This window comes from Microbulbifer elongatus (assembly GCF_021165935.1).
GTDB classification, from domain to species: Bacteria; Pseudomonadota; Gammaproteobacteria; order Pseudomonadales; family Cellvibrionaceae; genus Microbulbifer; species Microbulbifer elongatus.
Genome location: NZ_CP088953.1, coordinates 789,652 through 810,519, shown reverse-complemented (window position 1 = coordinate 810,519; position 20,868 = coordinate 789,652). Strand labels below are relative to the sequence as shown.

Below are 20,868 nucleotides of genomic sequence, written 5' to 3'. Positions count from 1 at the left end.
GCCAACCCAGTGATGTACCCGGGTGACTGTTCACCCGCTTTATACCCAAGGTCTTATGCCCCCGAACTTTTTCGACGCCGAAGGCAAGCCACCGCGCTGGCTCGCCCCCTGTCTCGCCGCGCTGGTGGCGCTGACGCCGTTTGCCATCGACACTTACCTGCCGGCAATTCCGGCCATGGCCGCAGCGCTGGGAGTCGAGGTGGCGCAGGTGCAGCATTCGGTATCCAGTTATCTGCTGGGGTTTGCGGTGGGCCAGCTGATCGGCGGGCCGCTGTCGGATCGCTGGGGGCGCATCGTTACCGGCACCATCGGGCTGGCCATATTTATCGCCAGCTCAGCGCTGATCCTGTTTGCCAACACCGTGGAGCTGCTGGTGGCGCTGCGCTTTTGCCAGGCCCTGGGTGGCGGCTTTGCCACGGTGATCTGCGGCGCCATTGTGCGCGACCTGTACCACGGGCGGGACGCGGCGCGAATCATGTCGATGATCGCCACCATGATGCTGATTGCCCCCATGGCAGCGCCGGCAATCGGTGCGACCCTGCTCACCTTTGGCGACTGGCACGCGATCTTTATCTTTCTACTGGTGTACGGTCTGCTGATGATGGTGCTGGTACGCGGGGTGCTGCCGGAGACGGTATCCAAGTTCCGCCGCGCGCGCCGCCAGCGGGAATCCCGCCGCAGCATGCTAAAAGGCTATGCGCAGATCTTCCGCACCCCCCGTGCACTGGGCTTTCTGTTCGGGCAGGCGCTGATCAGTGGCAGCATGTTTATCTACATCACCACCGCGCCTTTCGTGTTTATGGAGCATTTCGGGGTTTCTTCCGCCACCTTCCCCATGCTGTTTGGCAGCTGTGTGCTGGGACTGGTGTTGATGGTGCAGCTGAATATCCGTCTGCTGAAGGTATTCGAACCCCGCCAGATTCTGCTGGCGGGTATGGGCCTGCAACTGTTGTCCTGCGCGCTGCTGCTGGCAAGCACTTTGTATTTTGGTCAGGAGCAGGTGTTGCTGGCGTGGATGATTCCGCTGGTAATGGCAATGGGCGCCATCGGCATCATCACCCCTAACTCGGCGGCCTGTTATCTGGAGTTTTTCCCCAGGATCAGCGGTACCGCCAACGCGCTGTATGGCGCTTCGCTGTTTATCTTCGGTGGGGTGCTGGGGGGTGCGGTGAACGCGGTGCATACCGGCACACTGGTGCCGATCGCGCTGGGAATGCTGTGCTGTTCCGCCGCGGCCCTGTGTATGGCGCTGTTTGTGGCGCGGGCGCGCCAGCCGATCGAGATCGAGGAGCGGGCGCTGCGGATGTAAGCCGCGGCCGCCCGCTTGCGGCCTTCAGTTAAGACCTTCCGCTTTCAGTGCCTTCTGCACACCCTCCCGTTGGCGCATGCGCTCGGCAAAGGCCTTGAGCCCGGGCCAGCTGTCAGTATCTACATCCGCCTTGCTGCACCAGTTGTACACGGTAAACAGGTAGGCGTCGGCGATACAGAAATCGCTGCCCATCAGATAATCCCCGGCCATATTGTCTTCCACATACTGGAAGCGCTTGGCCAGTTTCTCCTTGGCGGCAGATTTTTCCTCGTCACTACCGCCCCAGAACAGGGGCCCAAAGGTCTTGTGAATTTCGGTGGAAATGAAGTTCAGCCACTCCAGCACCCGGTAGTGATCCAGGGAGCCGTATTCCGGGGCGAGTTTTTGTTCCGGCTTCTGCTCCGCCAGAAACTGCACGATGGCCGGGCCTTCGGTCAACAGCTCGCCACCTTCCAGCTGCAGCGCCGGCACATAGCCCTTGGGGTTCACCTCGGTGTAATCGCCGCCGGTTTCCAGCTCTTTGGTTTTCAAGTTGACCTTGCACAGTTGCAGATCGATACCCGCTTCGCAGGCGACGATGTGTGGGGACAGGGAACAGGCGCCGGGGGCGTAAAACAGCTTCATGGTTTCCTCCTGATCGTGCTGATCGTGACAGTCATCCGCGACCGTGGGGCGCGGCGTAATCCAGCTCCGGACCCACGGGCACAATGCCGGTGGGATTGATATTGCGGTGGCTGGCGTAGTAGTGGGTCTTGATATGGTGGAAGTCCACCGTGTCGGCAACGCCGGGCCACTGGTACAGCTCGCGCACATAACCCCACAGGTTGGGGTAATCCGCCAGCCGCTGCTTGTTGCACTTGAAGTGACCGTGGTACACGACATCGAACCGGATCAGTGTAGTAAACAGCCGCCAGTCCGCTTCCGTCACGCGATCACCGGTCAGGTAGCGGTTACTCTGCAAGCGCTGCTCCAGCTGTTCCAGCACTTCAAACAGCCGGTGGTAGGCGGCCTCGTAGGCCTCGGTGCTGGTGGCGAAACCGGCACGGTACACCCCGTTGTTGACGTTTTCATAAACCAGCGCGTTGGTGGCGTCGATATCCCCGCGCAGATCCTGTGGATAAAAATCCTGCGCGTCGCCGGTCAGCTTATTGAACGCGGAATTGAACATGCGGATGATTTCCGCCGACTCGTTGCTGACGATCTGCTCGCGTTGCTTGTCCCACAACACCGGCACCGTCACCCGCCCGGAGTAGTCGGGGCGGTTGCGGGTATAGATCTGGTGCAGGTAGTCGCTGCCGTATAAATGATCGCCACTGCTGCCTTCGTCTTCGTCAAAGGTCCAGCCGTTTTCCATCATGTAGGGGCTGACCACGGAGACACCGATGTAGTCCTCCAGCCCCTTGAGCTTGCGGAATATCAGGGTGCGGTGGGCCCAGGGGCAGGCGAGGGAGACGTAGAGGTGGTAGCGACCTTTCTCCGCCTCGAAACCGCCCTCGCCACTGGGGCCAGCGCTGCCATCGGCGGTGACCCAGTTGCGCAGCTGCGCCGCCTCGCGCTCGAATTCACCGCCGCTTTTGTCCGTGTCGTACCACTTGTCTTTCCACTCGCCGTTTACCAGCAGTCCCATCGCAGCGTCTCCTTATTTGCTCTTCACTTTGGCCATGGCGTGGTCAAAGCTGAATCGGCCCGCGCCAGCGCAGGCCAGAATCAGAAAGCCGCCGGCAATGGTGATATTTTTCATAAACATGATCTGCTGCATCTGATCACCGGGCACATTGTGGAACATCCATGCGCTGATCAGACAGAAGGCGGCGATCGCCAGTGCCACCCAGCGGGTAAAGAAGCCGAACAGAATGGCGAGACCGCCACCCAGCTCCAGCAGGATTACTAATGGCAGAAAAAATCCAGGCACACCGGCGGAGGCCATATATTCCTGGGTACCGGCATAGGCGCCGATCTTGCTATAGCCGGCAACGATAAACATTACCGACATCAGAATACGTCCCACCAGCTTGGTGAAATCGCAAAGTACAGGGCTGTTCATAACGAAGTCCTCGTGCAGCTCCCTCAAACAGGGTTTCAAGGGAGCAAGTGTATGGAGTGACAACGCTGTTTAGTGTAATTCGAGATTTCGCGATGAAAACCGCAGTTTTTCGGCGGAAAGAATCGACTTTTTCGAAGGGACTTTTTAGCAGGGAACCTGAATAAAAACGGGAAAGCGGGGTTTAGCCAAACCCCGCCAGAATCTGGTCCATGGCCCGGGAGGCCTTGCCGCCCTCAGAGCCGGCGACCGGGTGCCGGCCCACGCCATTCAGGTGCTTCACCATGTTTTCGATATGGAAGAACTGAATATTTTCCGGGTGGGCAATATCGGCGGTTTCGCGGTCATCGCCCGCTTCGAGCTGCAGTGGATTCTCCGCAAACACGGAAAAGCGGATTGTGCCTTTGGCGCCGTAGATCACCACCTCGTCACAGTAGTCACTGGCGCCGAAATTCCAGAAGCCGGCACCGGTGGCGCCATTTTCAAATACCCAGCAGGCGGAAACCGCATCTTCAGCGTCATACAGATTCTGCTGATTGACCGCGATACCGCGGGCTTCGGCGATGTCACCAGCCAGGTGGATAAACAGGTCGAGGCCATGGCAGGCGAGGTCGACAAAGTGCCCACCACCGGATACCGCCGGGTCGGTGCGCCAGTCGTACTCCGGTGACAGATCCGCGGCAGAGGGGCCGCGCGCATAACTCCAGTTGATATGCCGGATGGCGCCAATTCGGCCGCTATCGATCCACTGTCTCACCTGTTCGAAACGGGGCAGGGAGCGGCGGTAATAGGCCACAAACAGCTGTGCATCCAGCCCGTCGAATGCCGCAGCGATTTCCTCACACTCGGCATAGTTGAGCGCCATGGGCTTTTCCAGACAACAGTGTTTGTTGGCACTTGCTATCTTCAGTGCATACTCGCGATGGCTCCCCGGCGGGGTTGCCACATAAATGGCATCGATCTCCGGATCGTTGATCAGATCGTCGGCACTGGCATGGGTTTTCGGCACACCGTGGCGAGCGGCGTAATCGCGCAGCTTTTCCTTGTCCCTGCGCATTACCGCGAGCAGTTTTGAGCCGGCCACCTTGTTGAACGCAGGGCCACTTTTCAGCTCGGTAACATCGCCGCAGCCAATAATGCCCCAGCGAATTTCAGCGCTTTCACTTGCCATCTATTCCACCCCTTTTAACCATTGGAAACCCGGCGACAATCAGTCGCTGCCATCATTCGACCGGCGGCAGGCCTTCGCGCAGCGCGCGCAGCAACAGGCAGGCAGCGGGGCCGGCGCGGTCGCGGTCAGCGTACACCAGATAGACGGTGGCTTCCCGCTCCCAGGGCTCTTCGGTGCGCAGGGGTAACAGGCGGTCGGCGGAGAGGGAATCGCGAATGCGGGTCTGCGGCAGCCAGGCAAAGCCCAGGCCGCGTTCGATCAACTCAATGGAGGTATGCACGTTGGTGACGGTAATACGCTGATCCGAGCCGAGCCAGCCAGCGTCCTGGCGGTTCTTCAACGCGGAATCCCGCATCACGATCTGCCGCGCCGCTTTCAGGTCCTCGCGATTTACTGGTCGCCCAAGCTGATGGAGCGGGTGGTCCGGGTGGGCCACCGGCACAAACTTTACTCGCGAGACCGGTTCGCCCACAAAGCCCTGGGGAACCCGCGCGGTAAGAATGAAATCCACCTCCTGTTGCAGCAGTAGCTCCTCGCCGCCGGAGAGCACCGTCTCGCGGATTTCCAGGCGGGTGTGCGGGTATTCACTGGCAAAGCGCTCCACCGCGTTGAACAGGGCCTCGTAATCAAACAGGACATCCACCGCCAGACGCAACTGCGCCTCGGTACCCTCCGCAAGACTGGCGGCAACGGACTCCAGTGCCTCCGCTTCATCCAGCAATCCTCCGGCGCGGTTGAGTAGCACGCGCCCGGCATCGGTCAGTTCCGCCTTGCGCCCGCGTACCTCCAACAGCGCTACGCCCAGACTCTCCTGCAACTTGTGCACCGCGTGATTGATCGACGACTGGCTTTTGTGCACCGCCTCTGCGGCCTGGGAAAAGCCACCGTATTCCACCACTGCCTGAAACATACGCCACTGTTCCAGCGTTACCTTGGCCATTGACTGTCCTTTGTCCGGGTTGTGAGGCTGATTCCGCGGAGTAACACGGAAATCCGGTTAATCTATCGAGCCTGTCGAATATTAGCTGCGATTATTTGCCATTTTCTGGCGATTTTATCGGCCTATACTGCCGGAAATGGAGCAGCAGAACCATGCCTAATATCACACACAAGGTCACTGAGAACAGTACGGGCGACGCCCGTATTCGCCCCGCAACCCGGGTTGTGGCCGGCCATCCATCTGCCGACGGCGCCGGAGTCAAGATTCACCGGGTGGCGGGCTTCCAGTCCCCGGACTTCAGCCCGTTTCTGATGATCGACGAGATCCGCTCGGAAAATTCCGACGACTATATCGGTGGATTCCCGCCACACCCACACCGGGGTATCGAAACGCTCACTTATATGTTGAGCGGCGAATTCGAGCACCAGGATCACCTGGGCAACCGCGGCGCCATCAAAGAGGGCGGCGCTCAGTGGATGCGTGCCGGCCGCGGCATTATCCACTCGGAAATGCCCTCCCAGGGCGAGGGTGGAATGCACGGCTTCCAGCTGTGGATCAACATGGCGGCGAAGGACAAGATGAGTAAACCGGCGTGGCGGGATATTCAGCCGGAACAGGTGCGGGAACTCACACTGGATGAGAATGGCTCGCTGATCCGACTGATCGCCGGCCCGTGGCAGATTGGCGGTGAGCCAGAATGTGGCCCGCTACTGGAGGCGGCGGCGGAGGCTGCGGTGGCGGATCTGCGCCTGAATGCTGGCACGGAAGTCATCCTGCCAGTCCCGCGATCCCATTCGGTGCTGGCCTATATTTACCGCGGCGCGCTGGACACCGGGCGCGGTGTGGTCAATCGCGGCAATCTGGTGTTGTTTGGTGACGGAGATTCCATACAATTGCGCGCGCCAGACGAGGACACCGGTTTGCTATTGCTGCACGGGACACCTCTGGATGAGCCCATCGCGCACTACGGCCCTTTTGTCATGAACTCTCGGGAAGAGATCGAGCAGGCAGTGCGCGACTACAATAACGGCACACTGACCGATTGACGCCTCGCGGGGTTCAGGAAGGATGCCGATTGTGCAAGAGCCTGCCGGGCAGGCTCCTGCTGTGAGACGCAGACCGTCAATTTTTATTGCTAAGCCCCGCTGTTTAAGTCCCGCTATTGGAGTTCCCCCGCGCACATGGACGTCTATTACATCTTCTGTTTTCTCGCTGCGGTGTCCGTGTTCCTGGGGTTTATCAACCAGTATGTACTGCGTACCCAGACCACCATCGCCATTACCGCTGGCTCGCTGGCGCTTTCCCTGATCGTCACCGGCCTCGGCAAACTGGAAGTGGTTGAATTGCGCGACTGGGTGGCACAGTTGCTGCCGCTGATGAACCTGCCAGACCTGCTGTTGAAGGGAATGCTGGGCTTCCTGCTGTTTGCGGGCTCCCTGCACATCGACCTGTTGATGTTGCGTAACCAGAAGGTGGAGATCGCCCTGCTGGCCATCGTTGGTACACTGATTTCCACCTTTGCCGTCGGCTATATGCTGTATTTCTTCTTTGGCCTGATCGGCATGCCGGTGGCACTGGTGTACTGCCTGCTGTTTGGCGCGCTGATCTCCCCCACCGACCCCATCGCCGTGCTCGCCATTATCAAGAGCATGCGCGCACCGGAGCAGGTCTCCATTCAGGTGGAAGGGGAGTCCCTGTTTAACGATGGCTTCGGTATGGTGGTGTTTGCGGTCATTTACGCCCTGGCGTTCCAGGGTACCGAGCCTACTGTAGCCGCGATCAGTCACCTTTTTCTGGTGGAAGCTCTCGGCGGTATCGCCCTGGGCCTCGCCACCGGCGGCCTGTTTCACTGGCTGATCTGCTCCACCAACGACCACAGTCTGGAACTGTTGCTGACCCTGGTGATACCCACTGCCGGTTTTGCCGCAGCCAATATGCTCGGCGTGTCAGGGGCTCTCGCAATGGTGGTGGCGGGAATCATTATCGGTAACTTTACCCGTGAGAAAGGCTTCTCGCGGATGAGTCAGCACGAGCTGGATAACTTCTGGTCCATTACCGAAGAGTTTCTCAACGGAATCCTGTTCCTGATGGTGGGCCTGTTCCTGATCACCATCGACTTCAAACCCATCGACTATGTGCTGATCGTTGCCGCCATCGTGATTGTGCTGCTGGGACGGGTGGCCGCAGTCGGTGTACCGTTCCTTTTCCTGAAACGCCATCGCCGCTACCACCCCTACACCGAACGTATTCTGATCTGGGGTGGCCTGCGCGGCGGCCTTGCGCTGGCGTTGGCAATGTCGATACCCGCCGGCTATGTGGTGGATGGTGTGCTTGAAGACGCCACCCACGACCTGCGCCACCTGTGGGTGGTGATGACCTACGGCGTGGTACTCTTCTCCATCGTGGTACAGGGCTCCACCATTGCGCCACTGATCCGTCGCAGCCGGGAGGCCAGCTTCTCTGAAAACGAGCCGCCGACGCCACAAGCCGATTAATATTGCCGCTCTGCGGCCCCGTTTAAGCCAGTAAACCAGTTCATGCCGCACGACAATTTCCTGCTTCAGACCGTTATCTTTCTCGCCGCAGCGGTGGTCTCGGTACCACTCGCCAAGCGGCTGGGCTTTGGCTCGGTACTCGGCTACCTGGTCGCGGGCGTGCTGATAGGCCCTCATACCTTCGGACTGGTGGGGGACACCAGTGAAGAGCTGCACTTCGCCGAATTCGGGGTGGCGCTGATGCTGTTCCTGATCGGTCTCGAGTTACAGCCGCGAAAATTGTGGGCATTGCGCGGCGCCATATTCGGCACCGGTGGCGCCCAGGTACTGCTCACCGCCGTTGCCATCTGTGGCCTGGCCATGGTGCTGTTCGATTTTGGCTGGCGCACCGCAACCGCAATCGGTCTGGTGCTGGCGCTGTCCTCCACTGCGATTGTATTGCAGTCGCTATCGGAAAAAGACCTGCTCAAAACCGAGGGCGGACGCAATGCGTTCAGTGTGCTGCTGTTTCAGGATATTGCCGTCATTCCCATTCTGGCCCTGCTGCCACTACTGGCCACCGTGGAAATCGCCAGCGATCCCAATGACCTGCAAGGCTGGACCTATGCGCTGGCCGTTCTGGGGGCGGTAACCGGACTGATTCTGGCCGGCCGCTACCTGCTGACACCACTGCTGCGCATCGTAGTGGGTACCCGCACCCGGGAGTTGTTTACCGCCTGCGCGCTGCTGATCGTTTTGAGTGCGGCGGCGATCATGTCGGCGCTGAATCTGTCACCGGCACTCGGCACCTTTATTGCCGGTGTGGTACTGGCAGACAGCGAGTTCCGCCACGAACTGGAAGCGGACATAGAGCCCTTCAAGGGTCTGCTACTGGGGCTGTTTTTCCTCGCCGTCGGGGCCAATCTGGATCTGGGACTGGTGATGCAACAGCCTCTGCTGTTACTCGGCCTGCTGACCCTGCTGGTGCTGGTGAAATTCGCCATCCTGTTCGCGCTGGCACGCCTGCGCGGTATGGCGCGGGGAGAAGACTGGCTGTTTGCCCTGTCTCTGGCCCAGGCGGGGGAATTTGGATTCGTCTTGCTGGCTTACGCCAGTCAGAATCATGTGCTGCCGGCGGATGTCAGCAGCATTCTGATTGCGTTGATCGCTCTATCCATGGCATTTACGCCGCTGTTGCTGATGGCCTATGAGCGATTAATCCAGCCGCGCTTCTTCAGCGGCCCGCGGCAACCGGATGTAGCCGATAGCAGCCCCCACGATGACGGCTCGCCGGTCATCATCATCGGCTACGGCCGTTACGGGCAGATTGCCGGGCGCCTGCTGAACGCCTGCGGATTCGATACCACGCTGCTGGAACACAACGCCGAACAGCTCGAGCTGGTGCGCCGCTACGGTATCAAGGCCTATTACGGCGATGCATCGCGGGAGGACCTGCTCCATGCGGCGGGCGCAGACAGTGCGAAAATCGTCATTCTCACCCTGAGTGATCAGGCCGCCTCTCTGGAGATCGTCAGCCGTATCCAGAAGTATTTCCCACACCTCACCATCCTCGCGCGGGCGCGCAACCGCATGCATCAGTACGCGCTGATGGAAGCCGGGGTGCAATATATCTATCGGGAGACGGTAGACAGCGCACTGGAGATCGGCGCGGGTGCTCTGCAGCTGCTGGGCCTGTCCAAACACCAGGCCCAGCGCTCTGCGCGCAGATTCAAACAGCACGACCAGCGTATGCTGGAGTCGCTGTTTCCCTACTGGCGCGACGAATCCCAGCACGTGGCGAAAACCAAGATCTACCGCGAACAACTACTGCAGGCCCTGCAGGAAGACCGCCGGGATCCGGACCTGCACCTGGATCATCACTGGAGCGATCGGGATGCCCGTGCCGGCAAAGCCCAGAGCGGGAACGGAAATAAAGTGCAGCCAGGTCTTTAGCGGGCAGAGGCCGCGGGCTTTTCAACCTCGTTTTCCGGCACTGCAAACTGTCTGCGCAGATAGGTCATCAATTGTTTGAGCTGATCCTGGTTCAGCGCGCCGGCAAAGCCCGGCATCATGATTTCTTCCCCATCGACGGTGCGGCGGACACCCTGCAGTATGGCCTGGCGCAGATTGTGGTCATCTTCCGCACCAACGGTGGAATTATGCACCAGGGACGGATAGTAGCCATCTTTACTACCGGTACCGTCTACACCGTGGCAGCTGGCACACAACCCCAGATACAGGCGTGCGCCATCTGGCTTCAGTTTCGGGTTCCGCTCCTCCCCCAGAGGGGTGCCGCGCAGGATGACCACTTCCGTGGCCGGCATGCCGCGCTGCTGGCGGGGACTCCGCGCCTTGCCCTTTACCGGTGGGATGCTGCGCAGGTAGGTGACCATGGCGGCCACATCGGAGTCGGACATTCTGGAAAGGCTGAACTGGATGGCCTCTCCCATGGGGCCACCGGCCTGGGCAAGGCGGTTTACGTGGCCGGTTTTCAGATATTGCGTGAGCTGTTCGGCACTCCAGGCACCAATGCCGCTGTCGGGGTCCGGGGTGATGTTATAGGCCTCCCAGCCATCCAGCACCGGGCCTCCACCGAGAAATCCTTTTTCCGTGTCATCGTAAGCCTTCAGCTGAAATGCCAGCCCCCGCGGTGTATGGCACGCTCCGCAGTGTGCCAGTGCCTGAACCAGATAGGCGCCCCGATTCCAGGTGTCATTCTGCCGGGGGTCGCGTTCGAACGGCTCCGATGGAACAAACAGACGGTTCCAGATCTTCAGTGGCCAGCGGGCACTCAGGGCACGCTTGATTTTATTCGGTGGAGGGGTGTCATGGACCGGCGCAACACCAAACAGGAAGTAGGCATATAACGCCTGAATATCACCGTCACTGATCTTTGCGTAGGACTCGTAGGGCATGGCGGGGTAAAGGTTGCGCCCGTCCTTGCCAATGCCTTTGCGCAACGCGCGGTCAAATTCCTCCAGGGTCCAGGTGCCGATGCCGGTATTGATATCCGGGGTGATATTGCTGCTGTACAGAGTGCCGAGCAGCGGAATCGGCATCGCGCGCCCACCGGCAAATGGCGTGCCGCCGACACGGGTGTGGCAGGCCTGACAATCTCCCACAATCGCCAGGTAGCGCCCCCGCTTGATCAGCGCGGGGCGATTCAGTTCGGTATTCACCTCGGATTCCGCGGCCTGATCCCATACTTCCTGGGCAAACAGCAGCGCTACCGGGAACAGGGCGCTGGCGACTACCAGCAGCAGACCGCGCATGCCCATGATCACACCTCCTTCAGCAGGGTGTCCGCCAGTCGCAGGGCGAGGGCGGCGATGGTGAGGGTGACATTGACGGTGCCCACCGTCGGCATTACCGAACTGCCGGCGATAAACAGGTTGGGGTGGTCGAAGGTGCGGCAATCCCTGTCCACCACCGAATCGGCGGCGTCCGCGCCCATGATGGTGGTACCGGTAATATGGTTGTTGGGCGCGAAATCATCGTTGAAGGTGACGTCAGTGCCCCCCATCAGCCTAGCAATTTCCCCATAGATTTCCCGGGTGTGCGCTGCACTCTTCACCACATAGTCATCGATGCTGTAGGTAATTTCCGGCCGCGGAATTCCACTGGCGTCTTTTTCCGAGGTACTGGGACGAATGCGGTTATGGGGTTGCGGCAGTATCTCGTGGAAACTGTTGAACTCCACATAGCGCGCAGCGCGATCGCGGATGCGCTCGGTGAGCTCCGGGATATTGACCGGCTCGCGCTGATCCAGCACCCCACGGGTCGCCTTATCCACCGCGGACATATTCGACAGGTGCAGTTTCTTGCCCGCATATTGCCCACGAAATTTGCCGTCCCGATACCCGATCACCGAGGTCATTTCCTGGGGCCCGCGACCCGGCCACAAGGGTTCGTCGGCGTAAAAGTGCACCCCGGTACCCGGGTGGTCCATCAGGTTGCGCCCCACCATATCGGAGCGATTGCCGACCCCGGTCGGATGTTTCCGTCCGTACGAAATCAGCATCAGTTTCGGTGTCTCGATGCCGTTGGCCGCGAGAATAAAGTGCTTGCCGGAAACCCGATGATCGAGGCCCATCGGGTCCTTGTATTCCACCGCGACAATGCGATCGCCCTCGCTCACCAGCCGGTTTACCACTGCGCTGTGAATCAGTTCGGCGCCGTTCGCCTCCGCCTTGTCCACGTGTACGATACCGTTGTACATGGCGCCGATGGGACAGATGGGCATGCAGTTATTGTTGCCGCAGCAGGTGGGGCGGCCGTCGTAGGGGCGGCTGTTGCGCGCCACCGGCTCGGTCACCACCTTCCAGTGGGGATTGTGGTTGTTCATACGCGCTTTGACCCGCGCCTCGTTAAACGACAGCGGCAATGGCTGCATGGGATAACCGGTACTGCGAGGGGAGCCCAGATCTTCCTCTTTCGGGCCCCATACCCCCAGCTCCTGTTCCGCGCGGTGATACCAGGGTTCCAGGTCGCTGTATTCGATAGGCCAGTCGCGACCGACACCATATAGGCTTTTCACCTTGAAATCGCTGGGGAGAAAACGCCAACAGGAGGCCGCCCAGTGCCAGGTGGTGCCACCCACCGCGCGGATATACTGAGAATTGAAGGGATGGCTGCCCTTGAGGATCAGGTAGTCGTTGGCAAACTCACCGTACTCCGGGTGAGGAGCCCAGGGCGGCGAGCGGTAGGCCGCCATAAAATCGGACTTATCCGGCTGGTTGCGGAAGCGTTCCACGGTCTGCCAGCGGGGTACCCGGGGCCCCGCTTCCAGGATAATCACCGACTTACCCGCTTTCGCCAGGGTATTCGCCACCAGGGCGCCCGCCACGCCGGACCCGACAATCACAAATTCGGCTTCCTTGCCTGGCAAAACCTAAACCCTCCCGAATTTCAGTTTGGGTGGACCGGCCCAGTCTCCGGGTTTACCGGTGCAGTAACTGGGCACCGGCAGCGCATCGGCTGTGAGGCGATACATGAGAGCGCGTTCGTAGGTCACCAGGGTCTTCCCCACCGTCCCCAGATACCAGGCAGCCACGATCAGTTGCGCCACCGGCGACGCGCGATCCGCAGGGCCCGGGTCTTCGGGAAGAAGGTCCAGTTGCTGGGCGAAGGAGGGGTATTCGCTGTTCAGGGCCGACAGCAGGCGGGTGGCGACGCGGCGGTCAATCTGGGTATCTACCGGCAGCGGGTGCAGCAGCTTCTGCGACACGGCAAAAAATTTACTCAGCCGGTGCCCTACCTGTTTGGCACTGTCCGGCAGTTTATCGGCATTCACCAGGGGCAGGCTGCCGGCACCCGCCAGCAATCCACAACCCAGGTAGACTTGCCGTCGCATAAAGCGGCGTCGGCCGGCAACCGGAGGTGCAGCGGGGCTCACATCCCCCTTGCCCGCCCGGCGCTCTGATGTACCTTTGCTCACACCCACTCCCACCCGCAAAATGATCCGCTACAGGGAGTATAGAAAAGCCTGATGCGGTCGTATTTCGCTGAGATTCGGCTGCGGTTGCGCCGCCCGCTGGCACATTATGGTTGCGGCGGTGAATCCTTTTGCAGCTTCTGATCAACCAGAATCAGCGCACTGGTGTCGAAACCCAGCTCACCGGCACGGCGAACAAACCGCTGCAACACCGCCTCCGGTACCGTCGGTGTGCGCGACAGGAACCACAGATAAGACCGATCCGGCCCGGAAACCATGGAATAGCGGTAGTCGTCATCCAGTTCGAACACGATGTAAGAGCCATAAAACGGCCCGAAGAATGAGACCTTCAGGTGCCCAACATTCGGCGCGTCGACAAAGTAAGCTTTGCCCTCCGCCTCCTGCCACTTGGCTTTCTCAGCATCAAATCCGCGATTCAGTACCTTCACACCGCCGTCTTCACGCAGACTGTACTGAGTGGTTACCTGGCTGAGCCCGCGCTCAAAGGAGTGATCCAGGCGCGCGATTTCATACCAGGTGCCCAGATAGCGATTGATCTCGAAATCCTCCACCGGTTCCACACCATCGGGGACGCCCGTGCAGGCACAAAGCAGTGTGATCGCAGTAATCCACAGCAGCCGTATCAGGTTGCGCACTTCAAATACCTCTAACCGGTTATTTTTTCCAGGGGTTACTTTTCGAGAAGGTCGCGATATACAACGCCTCTACTTTTTCCCGTGCCCAGGGGGTTTTACGCAGAAATTTTAGGCTGGATTTCACCGATGGGTTTTTTCTAAAACAGTTCACCGGTACCCGATTCGCGAGCCCGTCCCAGCCGTAGTGCTGCTGCAGCTCCAACAGGATGGTTTCCAGTTTGATGGCGTGTAACGGGTTATTCGGTTGTTGATGATGCATATGGGAAAACCATCCAAAAAGGCAATTCAATTAACTCACCGTTCACCATACTGGATCTGATTGGTTGCAGGTGACGGCCATGTATAGGATCTATCTGCCTCAGCTGCCGCCCCAATATTGGTCAACCAATTTACATCGAAAGCGTTCGCGAGCTGTACACACACCCCCATGCCCCTCAATCCTCTGTCGTCACTTAGCGCAACCTGTCTAAACCGGTTGACCAGGAAAGCCAAAAATCCACGGATTTAAAAATTTACGCGCCATCTTGGCGTTTTTGCACGCCCACGTCACAACAATTGGCCGCCCATTTTGTACACCAATTTTGGAAGATGCGGTAAGGTCTGGCTGCTGATTTTCACGCAAAAAGCGACCGATTTCCGGCGCCTTTGGGCTGAAGGTCTGCGGCGGGCTCAGACAGCATCCTTACCGCAATTGGTGGATGACCGCGTCGGGCCTGAACATCTAACGCGAATAATAAGTAAGTAATACGCAATGCTCATCACCGGGTTGGAACAATCACCCGGGATAAAAAGACACTTATCAAAGTGCGCATTTCTCTCTAGCGATGATGGCCCTTGCGTGAAGTATATGTCCGCTTGTTCGTTCGTATTCGAGCGTGCGCTGCTGTGCGCTCTCGCAACGTTGATTTGAGAGAAATTGCTTCATGTTCAATAGACAAAAACTGTGGCTATCCGCCATAGCGACCCCGGTACTCGGACTTGCCATTGCGTCGTCCGCCACCGCTCTGGACCCTTTAACTGTAAGCGCCAGTGCCGACGACGGTAATCTACCCGAATACACCCTCGACAAGGATCTGGGCACCCGCTGGTCCGCACAGGGTGATGGCCAGTGGATCACCTACGATCTGGGCGCTCTGACCAGTCTGGATTCCATTAGTATCGCCTTTTATAAAGGCGACGCCCGTCAAACCTATTTCAGCGTGTACCTGTCTGACGACAACGCCAGCTGGAACCTGATTGTCGATACGGTAAGCTCCGGACAGTCCACCGAACCCGAATCCTTTAACCTCGGCAGCGCCTATGCGCGCTACGTAAAAATCGTCGGCGGCGGCAATACCAGCAACGATTGGAATAGCCTTACGGAAGTGGAATTTGTCGAAGCCGAATCCGGCGGAAGCGATCCCGGCGACGGCGAGCCGGAGCCCACACCTGAACTGCTGGAAGTCTCTGCGGTCTCCGCCAGCGATCACGATGGCAATGTACCGGAGAACACCATCGACGGGCATTTGTCTACGCGCTGGTCCGCCAATGGCAGTGGCGCATGGATTGAATACGACCTCGGCCAGGAAAGTACCCTGACCGAACTGCTGCTTGCCTTTTACAAAGGCGATCAGCGCACCGCAACTTTTGATGTCACAGTCTCCAACGATCGGAACAATTGGTTTACTGCCTGGAGCGGTGTACAGCCAGCCTCCACCACAGAACTTCAGCCCATCGATATCGCAGAGGCCGACGGCCGCTATCTGCGTATTGTCGGCTATGGCAACAGCGCCAATAGCTGGAACAGCATTACCGAAGTCGAACTGGTTGGTATAAATAACGACGGTGGCAGCGGAAGCTCAGGTGGTAGTTCGAGCAGTAGCTCGAGTAGTAGTTCTGGCAGCGGTTCCGGTAATTCCAGCAGCAGTTCCAGCAGTAGCTCGGGCGGTAGCTCCAGTAGCAGCTCCAGCGGTGGAAGCGGCGGAGGTGGCCTGCCTCTTAGCGAGCTGAACTCGGTGCCGGAAATCCACTGTACCCAATATGTTTCCACGCCATCGGAACTGGAAGCTGCCACCGGCTGGAACATGACCGCAGGCACCACCGTCTGCCTGACCGACGGAACCTATAACGATGTCGAGCTGAGCATGGGCGGTATCGGCAGCGAAAGTGCGCCGATTACTGTTGCCGCACAGAATCCAGGCAAGGTCATTTTCGGTGGCGAAGCCCAGGTACGCATGGGTGGCGAATATCTGGTACTACAGGGAATCACGTTCAAAAATGGTAATTCCTCCAGCAGTGATCTGATCCAGACACGCGGTTCGGGCAGCGCCCCCTGTCATCACTGTCGTATGACCGAGCTCGCGATCATTGACTGGGACCACGGGTTTGATGGCAGTAACAAGTGGCTGAATATTTACGGTACCAACAACCGCATCGACCACAGCTGGTTCAGCGGCAAGATCAATCGCGGCCCGTTGTTGCTGATCAACCGCGAGGAGTCGGATGCAGACCCGGATCGCGCACAGATCGATCACAACTACTTCGGCAACCGGCCGCCACTGGACGGAAAGGAATTCCCCGATGCGAGTGACAACGAGCTGGAAGCGGTGCGTATTGGTGACAGTGCCACGCACACCATCAGCTCTTATTCCCGGGTAGAGTACAACTACTTCGAGGACATCCAGGGTGAGGCGGAAATCATCTCCAACAAGGCCGGGCACAATGTGATCCAGCACAACACCATCCGCCACAGCTACGGTTCCATCACTACCCGCCACGGCACCAGTGCCACCATTGCGCACAACTTTATCTTCGGTGATGGCTACCCGCTCTCCGCAGGTATTCGTATCGTCGACGATGGGCACGTGGTAGTGAACAATTACATCGAAGACTGTAATTTCGCCAACACCACCCACCACGGCGGTATCGTAATGATGGGCGCCGACGGCAATGACACCAACGGCTATCAGCAGTTTGAAAACGTGATGATTGCCCACAACACCATCGTGGGCTGTGTAAATAGCCTTAACATTGACGGCGGCAAAAAATCACGCAATCCCGAATCGGTTACTCTGGTGAACAACGTCATCGCCAATGCGGTAGGCCCGGTACTTGTTCAGTCCGCCGACGGTATGCCAGTGGATTCCGTAATCGACGGCAACTACTTCCATGGCGAAGCCTATTCCGACAGCGACCTGAGCAACGTCAACGGCATAACCTTCGTGGATGTGCAGTTGTCCAGAGACAGCAGCGGCGTTTACCGCCCATCGAGCAACAGCCCGGCTGTCGATGGCGGTGTCTACAGCTTCGCCACGCAGGAAAACTTCCCATTAATCGATGTGGATATGGACGGCCAGCCTCGGGACAGCTTGCCAGATGCCGGCGCCGATGAAACCAGCAGTGCGGCAATCACCATTCGCCCACTAACCGGGGACGATGTGGGCCCCATGAACTATCGCCCATAAATTTAGAAGTGATAAACATGGAAAGCGGGCCATTTCACAAGCAGCCCGCTTTCTTTCATCTTCCTGCTAACTAACAACACAATTCCTAAGCCACGCAGACGAACCTATTTCTACGCCGCTCACCATACTGGATCTAATCGGGAACAGCGGTGCTTTACTGCATCGTCATCAAGGCAACGCCTGCAGTGCAGCCCTGTCAGCGGTTGGACCTGCCAGCGGATCATCTTTACCGATAATTTTTTCCACAGATTAAACACGCATTAAAAAAGCCCGCCGGAATTTCTCCCGGCGGGCTTTTTTATTTTACGATGAGCGATTTAGAAATTCGCTTCTACCCGCAGCGTCGCCAGGCGCGGCTGACCGAGGGTAGTGGAGTAGCCACCGGCATCCGGCTGAACGATGTACTCTTCATCAAACAGGTTGGTTACGATCAGGTAGGTACCGAAGTTGTCCCACTCGTAACCGCCGCGCAGGTTAACCACCCAGCGGGCGTCGGTTTCGGGATCGTAGCGGGGGTCGTCTTCCGAGAGGTTGCTTACATACGGATTAACCACTGCCTGTGCTTCGCCCTGATAGTTGGCGTTGGCATTGAATATGATGCCCTGGTCACCGCGATAGGTTACGCCGAAGTTGGCGGTGGAGTCCGGGGCGCCGGCAAAGGCTCGGCCGGAAAGGTCGTAGGTGATATCCGGCTGGACGATTTCGAACTCGGTAAATTCGGTATCGCTGATACCGATGCCGGCGAAGCCGCTCCACTCCGGTGTCATCTGGTAGGCCAGCTCAACTTCGAAGCCGCGCACGCGGGATTCGCCGCTGTTGACGGTTTCCGAATCAAATTCACTGCGGCTCAGCTGTGAAGCCACCTGCTGGTCTTTCCAGTCCAGCTGGTACAGGTTGGCGTTGGCGGACAGGCGGCCGTCCAGCCACACGGATCGGAACGCCAGTTCGTAGTTCCAGGTGTATTCCGCGTCGTACACGAAGGTTTCACCGCGCGCGACGTTGGTGCCGACACCACCGGAGCGGTAGCCTTTCTGCACGGTAAAGCTGGTGGACATATCCGGGGTCCAGTGCCAGGTGGCGCCGAGCTTGGGCAGCACTTCTTCAAAATCCCGGTCGACACGGGGCTCGACGCCCGAGGCGGAGGCGGCGTAGTCGAGAATGTAGGCGTTGAAGGTCTGCACCAGAAAACCGGTCTGCGGATCAAAGCTCGCAGGATCGGGCATATCCCCGGCGTTGACGATGGTGAACAGGTCCTCGCCTTCGTTGGCCTGGGATTCGCGGTCATAGCGCAGGCCGCCGAACACGTCGAGCTGGTCGGTGACCGAGTAGGTCGCATCGGCAAACAGCGCAGTGCTCTCCACATACTGGTTCAGGAAACCGTCGCTATTGAGCTGGGCCGGGTTGAAGCCGCCGTACAAGGACAGCAGACCCGCCGCCATTTCCACCGGCAGACTGAATTGATACGCGAGAGATTCCGGGGTAATACCCAGTTCCGCAAACGAAATCAGGCGATTGCCCACATAGACGTCGCTGACTTCCAGATCGGAATAATAGGCACCGATAACACCGGAGAAGCGTTCGTAGTCGAAATTGAACAGCAATTCCTGACTCAGGGTTTCATCCACACGGTCGTCGTACTGGGTGGCGCCCGGTACCGGGCTGGCATCGCCGTCCCACTCATAGCCGTAATTGGAGTCGCTGTAGGCGGTGCTGGAGGTAAGACTCCAGTGTTCGTTCAGCGCGTAGGACAGCTTCAAGACCGCCATATCGGTATCGGTGTACTCGAAGGTGGGGTCGTTGAAGGTGGTCTGCTGGTTCTCGAACGGATCCTCCGAAGGATTGATCCACTTCACACCCTGCTCGCTCTCTCCGGTAGTCAGGGTCAACAGGGCGCGCAGGTCCGGCAGTGCTTCCGGCTCGTACAGCAGTTTCAGGCGCAGGGTCTGATCGTTTTCATAGTTGCTGTTTTCACCGCGGGTGACGTTGGGAATGTAGCCATCGAAATCGCGGTCTTCCGCGGCAATGCGGAATGCCAGCTGGTTTTCGATAATGGCACCGCCGAAGGCCACCGCTTTTTCTTCGCGGCCCTCTTCACCAAAGCCGAGGCGACCACGCAGGGTCCAGTCGTAGGTGGGGTCGACGGTGTTCATGACGATGGCACCGGCTAGTGCGTTGCGCCCCTGCAGGGTGGACTGGGGTCCGCGCAATACTTCGACCTGTTGAACGTCCCAGGTGGAGAAGCCGCCTTTCTGGATCATGCGGTAGGGCAGCACCGCACCGTCGGAGTAAACGCTGGTCAGGAAGCTGTTGCCACCGCCAGACACGTTGAACGCATCGATACCGCGGATGGTGAAGCCGCGACCGGGGGTGCCGGTGACGTTGGGTGTGCGCTCCAGCACGTCGTACATGCTGTTGATGTTTTCTTCTTCGATACTCTTCGCGGTCACCACCTTCACACTGGTGACGGTGTCCTGCAGTGAGCGCTCGGTCTTCTGGCCGACCACCATGACCTCTTCAAGGCCGACGCCTTGTTCGCCTTCTACCTGTGCAAGCCCGGTTGTGGAAAGTGCGATACCCGACCCCAGGGCAATGGCGCGGCACAGCGGGTGCCAGGAGTGATTCCTTGCTGACATTGTTTGCTCCATCGGCATTCAGCCGAAAAATTAGAAACCCAAAGCGCCCAACAACACCGGTTTGGTGGCATTTCGCGAATATTCGAAGTTTTTCTTGCAAATTGTTGGGGCGAAACCGGCACAATGGTATCATTTGATAAAGTTAATGAGAACAATTATCAAAGATAATCACGGTCGATAAACCATGGAAATACCGCTATTGAAACTGCTGGCAGGGGCACTGGGGTTTGGCGGATGCCTGCTGACCTATCTCGCGTCCTCACGCCAACGCTTGCTGGGCAAACCGCTTGAACAGAAATCCGCCTGGGGACTCTTCGCCGGCATGCAATTGCTGGCCTGCGCACTGTTGGCCAATATTTATCCTCCGGTTTCCGCCGTACTGTTGGTGCTGACCCTGGTGATACTGTCGTGGATTGCGTTGGTGCTGGTGTCGGCGCACTTGGCGCGGCGACCAATTCTGGTGGGCAGTCTCGGCCTGCTTCTCACTTCTCTTGTTATGGTGACCGGATAAATGTGGCCTAAATCACTCGCTGGATTTTTTCTCGGACTGCTCGTCTCCACCAGCCTGGTGCTGAACCTGAAGTTGCTGCCAATGGCTGTGGATACGCGCCTGCTGACCGGCCTGTTGCTGGCCTTTGTGTTGTGGGCCGCCGCCATGACTTACGTCTACTACGAAAGCTCGGTGAAGCGCGCCAGCCTGAACTGCCTCAAACTGCTGGCGGTTTCCGCCGCGCTGAACGGTGTTGTGCTGTACACCGGCATTTGAC

18 protein-coding genes are annotated in these 20,868 nt (G+C 58.6%); 7 read left to right on the top strand and 11 right to left on the bottom strand.

Going from position 1 to position 20,868, the window contains the following annotated elements:
- Positions 1-55: 55 nt before the first annotated feature.
- Positions 56-1,309, top strand: coding sequence for a multidrug effflux MFS transporter (locus LRR79_RS03295; protein WP_231758989.1), 1,254 nt, complete (start codon positions 56-58; stop codon positions 1,307-1,309).
- A gap of 24 nt (positions 1,310-1,333) precedes the next feature.
- Here the strand turns inward: LRR79_RS03295 and gstA are convergent, their stop codons facing one another.
- The 5 genes from gstA to LRR79_RS03270 form a co-directional block, all read right to left on the bottom strand.
- Positions 1,334-1,933: a glutathione transferase GstA gene (gene gstA / locus LRR79_RS03290; protein WP_231758988.1), complete on the bottom strand. Its 600-nt coding sequence runs from the start codon at positions 1,931-1,933 to the stop codon at positions 1,334-1,336.
- A 31-nt stretch (positions 1,934-1,964) separates the two neighbouring features.
- The gene (locus LRR79_RS03285; protein WP_231758987.1) at positions 1,965-2,936 is read right to left on the bottom strand and encodes a glutathione S-transferase family protein; all 972 of its coding nucleotides are present in this window, start codon (positions 2,934-2,936) and stop codon (positions 1,965-1,967) included.
- Positions 2,937-2,948: 12 nt separating this feature from the next.
- The gene (locus LRR79_RS03280) at positions 2,949-3,353 is read right to left on the bottom strand and encodes a DoxX family protein (RefSeq protein WP_043319889.1); all 405 of its coding nucleotides are present in this window, start codon (positions 3,351-3,353) and stop codon (positions 2,949-2,951) included.
- 181 nt (positions 3,354-3,534) lie between these two features.
- Positions 3,535-4,521: a Gfo/Idh/MocA family protein gene (locus LRR79_RS03275; protein WP_231758986.1), complete on the bottom strand. Its 987-nt coding sequence runs from the start codon at positions 4,519-4,521 to the stop codon at positions 3,535-3,537.
- 52 nt (positions 4,522-4,573) lie between these two features.
- Positions 4,574-5,461 carry a LysR family transcriptional regulator gene (locus tag LRR79_RS03270; protein WP_231758985.1) on the bottom strand — a complete coding sequence of 296 codons (888 nt, stop codon included), beginning with the start codon at positions 5,459-5,461 and terminating at the stop codon, positions 4,574-4,576.
- 152 nt (positions 5,462-5,613) lie between these two features.
- On the opposite strand from LRR79_RS03270, the gene LRR79_RS03265 reads away from it, so the two are divergent.
- From LRR79_RS03265 to LRR79_RS03255, 3 genes are all read left to right on the top strand, one after another.
- Entirely contained in the window at positions 5,614-6,507 is an 894-nt protein-coding gene (locus tag LRR79_RS03265) for a pirin family protein (RefSeq protein ID WP_231758984.1), read from the top strand.
- Positions 6,508-6,642: 135 nt separating this feature from the next.
- Positions 6,643-7,956 carry a cation:proton antiporter gene (locus tag LRR79_RS03260; RefSeq protein ID WP_231758983.1) on the top strand — a complete coding sequence of 438 codons (1,314 nt, stop codon included), beginning with the start codon at positions 6,643-6,645 and terminating at the stop codon, positions 7,954-7,956.
- 42 nt (positions 7,957-7,998) lie between these two features.
- Entirely contained in the window at positions 7,999-9,888 is a 1,890-nt protein-coding gene (locus LRR79_RS03255) for a monovalent cation:proton antiporter-2 (CPA2) family protein (RefSeq protein ID WP_231758982.1), read from the top strand.
- Here the strand turns inward: LRR79_RS03255 and LRR79_RS03250 are convergent.
- The 5 genes from LRR79_RS03250 to LRR79_RS03230 all read right to left on the bottom strand — a co-directional run bounded on the left by LRR79_RS03250 (position 9,885) and on the right by LRR79_RS03230 (position 14,284).
- The gene (locus LRR79_RS03250) at positions 9,885-11,213 is read right to left on the bottom strand and encodes a c-type cytochrome (RefSeq protein ID WP_231758981.1); all 1,329 of its coding nucleotides are present in this window, start codon (positions 11,211-11,213) and stop codon (positions 9,885-9,887) included. The two genes, LRR79_RS03255 and LRR79_RS03250, sit on opposite strands and share 4 nt — an antisense overlap.
- A gap of 2 nt (positions 11,214-11,215) precedes the next feature.
- Complete coding sequence (locus tag LRR79_RS03245) at positions 11,216-12,823, bottom strand: GMC family oxidoreductase (RefSeq protein WP_231758980.1); 1,608 nt, start codon at positions 12,821-12,823, stop codon at positions 11,216-11,218.
- A gap of 3 nt (positions 12,824-12,826) precedes the next feature.
- Positions 12,827-13,372 carry a sorbitol dehydrogenase family protein gene (locus tag LRR79_RS03240; protein WP_231758979.1) on the bottom strand — a complete coding sequence of 182 codons (546 nt, stop codon included), beginning with the start codon at positions 13,370-13,372 and terminating at the stop codon, positions 12,827-12,829.
- Positions 13,373-13,476: 104 nt separating this feature from the next.
- Positions 13,477-14,025: a lipocalin family protein gene (locus LRR79_RS03235; RefSeq protein ID WP_231758978.1), complete on the bottom strand. Its 549-nt coding sequence runs from the start codon at positions 14,023-14,025 to the stop codon at positions 13,477-13,479.
- A 19-nt stretch (positions 14,026-14,044) separates the two neighbouring features.
- The gene (locus tag LRR79_RS03230) at positions 14,045-14,284 is read right to left on the bottom strand and encodes a VF530 family protein (RefSeq protein ID WP_231758977.1); all 240 of its coding nucleotides are present in this window, start codon (positions 14,282-14,284) and stop codon (positions 14,045-14,047) included.
- A gap of 664 nt (positions 14,285-14,948) precedes the next feature.
- Between LRR79_RS03230 and LRR79_RS03225 the strand changes: the two genes are divergently transcribed.
- Positions 14,949-17,468, top strand: a complete 2,520-nt coding sequence (locus tag LRR79_RS03225; RefSeq protein WP_231758976.1) for a chondroitinase-B domain-containing protein — start codon at positions 14,949-14,951, stop codon at positions 17,466-17,468.
- A 317-nt stretch (positions 17,469-17,785) separates the two neighbouring features.
- Here the strand turns inward: LRR79_RS03225 and LRR79_RS03220 are convergent, their stop codons facing one another.
- The gene (locus LRR79_RS03220) at positions 17,786-20,101 is read right to left on the bottom strand and encodes a TonB-dependent receptor (protein WP_231758975.1); all 2,316 of its coding nucleotides are present in this window, start codon (positions 20,099-20,101) and stop codon (positions 17,786-17,788) included.
- 199 nt (positions 20,102-20,300) lie between these two features.
- Between LRR79_RS03220 and LRR79_RS03215 the strand changes: the two genes are divergently transcribed.
- Together LRR79_RS03215 and LRR79_RS03210 are read left to right on the top strand one after the other, a co-directional pair.
- Positions 20,301-20,612: a hypothetical protein gene (locus LRR79_RS03215; protein ID WP_231758974.1), complete on the top strand. Its 312-nt coding sequence runs from the start codon at positions 20,301-20,303 to the stop codon at positions 20,610-20,612.
- A complete protein-coding gene (locus LRR79_RS03210) occupies positions 20,613-20,867 on the top strand; it encodes a hypothetical protein (protein WP_231758973.1) in 255 nt (84 codons plus the stop codon).
- Position 20,868: the final 1 nt, after the last annotated feature.

Excerpts from the sequence above, each read along its gene's own strand:
- LRR79_RS03295 (WP_231758989.1), top strand. The coding sequence starts at position 56 with ATGCCCCCGAACTTTTTCGACGCCGAAGGCAAGCCACCGCGCTGGCTC.
- gstA (WP_231758988.1), bottom strand. The coding sequence starts at position 1,933 with ATGAAGCTGTTTTACGCCCCCGGCGCCTGTTCCCTGTCCCCACACATC.
- LRR79_RS03285 (WP_231758987.1), bottom strand. The coding sequence starts at position 2,936 with ATGGGACTGCTGGTAAACGGCGAGTGGAAAGACAAGTGGTACGACACG.
- LRR79_RS03280 (WP_043319889.1), bottom strand. The coding sequence starts at position 3,353 with ATGAACAGCCCTGTACTTTGCGATTTCACCAAGCTGGTGGGACGTATT.
- LRR79_RS03275 (WP_231758986.1), bottom strand. The coding sequence starts at position 4,521 with ATGGCAAGTGAAAGCGCTGAAATTCGCTGGGGCATTATTGGCTGCGGC.
- LRR79_RS03270 (WP_231758985.1), bottom strand. The coding sequence starts at position 5,461 with ATGGCCAAGGTAACGCTGGAACAGTGGCGTATGTTTCAGGCAGTGGTG.
- LRR79_RS03265 (WP_231758984.1), top strand. The coding sequence starts at position 5,614 with ATGCCTAATATCACACACAAGGTCACTGAGAACAGTACGGGCGACGCC.
- LRR79_RS03260 (WP_231758983.1), top strand. The coding sequence starts at position 6,643 with ATGGACGTCTATTACATCTTCTGTTTTCTCGCTGCGGTGTCCGTGTTC.
- LRR79_RS03255 (WP_231758982.1), top strand. The coding sequence starts at position 7,999 with ATGCCGCACGACAATTTCCTGCTTCAGACCGTTATCTTTCTCGCCGCA.
- LRR79_RS03250 (WP_231758981.1), bottom strand. The coding sequence starts at position 11,213 with ATGGGCATGCGCGGTCTGCTGCTGGTAGTCGCCAGCGCCCTGTTCCCG.
- LRR79_RS03230 (WP_231758977.1), bottom strand. The coding sequence starts at position 14,284 with ATGCATCATCAACAACCGAATAACCCGTTACACGCCATCAAACTGGAA.
- LRR79_RS03225 (WP_231758976.1), top strand. The coding sequence starts at position 14,949 with ATGTTCAATAGACAAAAACTGTGGCTATCCGCCATAGCGACCCCGGTA.
- LRR79_RS03220 (WP_231758975.1), bottom strand. The coding sequence starts at position 20,101 with ATGTCAGCAAGGAATCACTCCTGGCACCCGCTGTGCCGCGCCATTGCC.
- LRR79_RS03210 (WP_231758973.1), top strand. The coding sequence starts at position 20,613 with ATGTGGCCTAAATCACTCGCTGGATTTTTTCTCGGACTGCTCGTCTCC.